This is a genomic window from Eubacterium ramulus (assembly GCF_003122485.1).
In the GTDB taxonomy this organism is placed as follows: domain Bacteria; phylum Bacillota; class Clostridia; order Lachnospirales; family Lachnospiraceae; genus Eubacterium_I; species Eubacterium_I ramulus_A.
Map to the genome: position 1 here is coordinate 1 of NZ_JRFU01000176.1, position 3,511 is coordinate 3,511.

Below are 3,511 nucleotides of genomic sequence, written 5' to 3' on the forward strand. Positions count from 1 at the left end.
CTTGTTTCTCACCACCTATAGAGATGGGAGTCATCTCCCATCTGATATAATTTTGTTCCTCATCACATATAGAGATGGGACGTCATCTCTCATCTGATATAAAAACCATATTCAGACTGAATTATCCTACTTCTACTGACGACTCATCTGTGCCGCAAATGCCTCCCAGCTTCCGCCAAGGAATCCACCTGCTGCCTGTTTTGGCTCATCATCCAGATGATCTAATTCTTCCATCCAGATTCTTGCACTTGCATCAGACGGCATACGCAGATCACCACGCGGGGATACTGCAACTGTTCCGACTTTTGGTCCATCCGGCAGACAAGAGCGTTTGAACTGCTGGCTGAAAAATCTCCGATAGAAAGTTTTTAACCATTTCTGAATTGTCTCTGTATCATAGGTTCCGTCAAAAGCATATTTTGCCAGACGGTAAATTTTCTTCGGTGTACATCCAAATCTCAGAATATAATACAGGAAGAAATCATGTAACTCATATGGTCCCACGATATCTTCTGTTTTCTGGGAAATCTTGCCATCTTCCGGTGGAAGAAGTTCCGGGCTGACCGGAGTATCCAGTACATCATACAGTACCTTCTGAAGTGTCTCGTCTCCGCAGGTATCCGCATAATAGCGCACCAGATGACGCACCAGTGTTTTCGGTACAGAAGCATTGACACCATACATAGACATATGATCGCCATTATAAGTCGCCCAACCAAGAGCAAGTTCTGACATATCTCCGGTTCCAATGACCATACCGCCACTCTTGTTTGCAATATCCATCAGAATCTGTGTACGTTCTCTGGCCTGTCCGTTTTCGTAAGTCACATCATGCACAGCCTCGTCCTGACCAATATCACGAAAATGAGTACGGACAGAATCTACGATGCTGACTTCCCGGAAAGTTGCTCCCAGAGACTTGATCAGACTGACGGCATTATCATAAGTGCGGTCTGTGGTTCCAAATCCAGGCATTGTCACTGCCACAATGTCTTTGTGATCCCGGTTCAACAGATCAAATGCTTTTACCATAACAAGCAATGCCAGTGTAGAATCCAGTCCACCGGAAATTCCAACCACTGCTGTGGCAGCATTGGTGTGCTCCAGACGTTTTTTCAATCCCATTGCCTGGATCATAAAAATTTCTTCACAACGTTTTTCGCGGTCTGCCTTATTGCCCGGTACGAACGGTGCCGGATCTACAAAACGGGTCAGTTCCGTCTGTTCTTCCTTTAAGCTGAACTCAATACTGATATAAGTCTCATTGGATGCCGGGAACGTACTCATACGGCGACGCTCCTCATTCAGACGTGCAATATCCAGTTCTGTATAAATGCTCTCATTGCAGAAACGTCTGGATTCTGCCAGCAGGGAACCGTTTTCCGCGATCAAGTTATGACCGGAATAAACGACATCCTGTGTGGACTCTCCATCGCCCGCGCTGCAATAAATATAGCCGCAGATCAGGCGACCGGACTGACCGGTCACAAGACTCTTGCGATAAATATCTTTGCCCGTTGTCTCATCGCTGGCAGACAGGTTTACCAGAACGGTTGCTCCTGCCAGTGCATGATCCACTCCCGGCGGATTTGGTGCCCAGACATCCTCACAGATCTCTGCTGCAATTTTTAATGCAGGCATCTGACGGCACTGGAATAAAATCTGTGTGCCCATCGGCACGATAATATCCTCGTCCAATGCAACCGGAACCGGCTGTTTCATGCCGGATACAAAATGTCTGCGCTCATAAAATTCATTATAATTCGGGATGTGTGTCTTTGGAACCAGTCCAAGTACTTTTCCCTGTGCGATAGCTGCTGCCACGTTATACAATTTTCCCTGATGCTCCAGTGGAAGTCCCACAAACACCAGACAATCTTTGCGCTCGGTATATTTTGCGATCGCCAGCAGCTCTTTTTTTGCTTCTCTTAAAAGTAATTCCTGATAAAACAGATCTCCGCAGGTATAACCTGTAATGCACAGCTCCGGAAATACCAGTATTTTGGCACCTTTTTCCTGTGCTTCATCGATCAGCATGCAGATCTGTTCCCGGTTATATGTCGTATCCGCAACTTTCACCTTCGGTGTCAAAGCCGCTACTTTGATAAATCCCTGTCTCACTGTTTTAAGATCTCCTTTAATTCCTCAATGCTGAATGTGTATGCGGTATTACAGAAATGGCATTTTACTTCGATCGGTTTGCCGTCTGCCACCATTTCTTTTAAATCTTTCTTTCCGATGCTGATGATCGCTTTTTTCACGCGGTCTTTGGAACAGTTACAGTAGAAAGATGCCGGGATTTTCTCTGTAATTTCCACACCGAAATCGCCTAAAATGTACTCCAGCATGCTCTCCGGGGTATGTCCTTCTTCCAGTAAATTGGTAACAGAAGTGATCTCGGAAAGTTTTTTCTCCAGCGCATCAATGATCTTATCATCCGTAAATGGCATTAACTGGATGATAAAACCGCCTGCCTGACGTACCGTATTGTCCTTGTTCATCAGAACGCCAAGTCCCACAGAGGACGGTACCTGCTCCGATGTGGCAAAATAGTATGTTAAATCTTCGGCAATCTCACTGGTCTGTAAAACGGTGGTTCCCACGTATGGCTCTTTTAACCCCATATCTTTGATGACACGCATCATACCGACACCGACTGCTCCGCCTACATCTAATTTGTGCTGTTTGTTTGGCGGCAGCATAACATCATTTACCACCGGATAACCTTTGACATGTCCTTTGGAATCCGCGGTAACGGTCATTCCTTTCATCGGACCGCCAGACTGGATCTGTACGGTCAGCAGATCCTTGTCCCCTTTCATCATGACACCCATCATAGCTCCGCCGGTCAGCAGTCTTCCAAGTGCTGCTGTCACTACCGGACTTGTCTGATGGCGCTGTCTTGCTTCCTCTACAATTCCTTTTGAAGTCATGGCAAATGCGCGGATAGAACTGTCTGCCGCAGTTGCCCTTACAATATAATCTTCCATGTTTTTCATTCCTTTTTCTATTATGTTTTTAAAATATATGCGGCTGTGGTCTTCTTGCCACAAAATATGCCCGCTCACAATCTGCCTTTGGCGGCTCTTTGGTTCCTTCGCCACAGACTGCCAGTAATTCCAGACCTGATGCCTTGATCAATTCTTCTACCTTTTCCAACTCATAAGCTCTCTGATAATGAAACTCCTCATAACGGGCATACAAGCCACTTTCCTGCTCGACAAACAGCGTCAGCGCATATTCGTTGATACTGCTTTCTTCGTCAAAACAATTTTCCCAGATAAAACTTTCATGCTCCCGGTTCTCACAGATGGTCGCATCTCCGATCAGATCCCGGTATTTGTACAGCGTATTCATATCAAAAATAAAGATTCCGTCCTGATCCAGATAATTATGCACCAGTGAAAATACTTCTGCAAGGTCTTCCTCCTCCAGAAGATAATTCATGGAATCACAGACACATACCACTGCCTTCACGGTTCCATATAATTCAAATTCCCGCATATCCTGC

The 3,511-nt window shown here is 45.7% G+C and carries 2 protein-coding genes and 1 pseudogene; all 3 read right to left on the minus strand.

All coding sequences use genetic code 11. The features are described 5' to 3' along the window. Positions 1-132: 132 nt before the first annotated feature. Positions 133-2,121 (minus strand): NAD(+) synthase, encoded by a 1,989-nt coding sequence (locus tag LG34_RS14415; RefSeq protein ID WP_109216679.1) that lies wholly within the window; start codon positions 2,119-2,121, stop codon positions 133-135. Then, complete coding sequence (gene hslO, locus LG34_RS14420) at positions 2,118-2,990, minus strand: Hsp33 family molecular chaperone HslO (protein ID WP_109216680.1); 873 nt, start codon at positions 2,988-2,990, stop codon at positions 2,118-2,120. Before hslO ends, LG34_RS14415 begins: the two co-directional genes overlap by 4 nt. Before the next feature lie 28 nt (positions 2,991-3,018). Further along, positions 3,019-3,511: pseudogene (locus LG34_RS16845) on the minus strand (class I SAM-dependent methyltransferase); the annotation flags it as partial.

Coding starts and splice junctions, on each gene's coding strand:
- hslO (WP_109216680.1), bottom strand. CDS start 2,990: ATGGAAGATTATATTGTAAGGGCAACTGCGGCAGACAGTTCTATCCGC.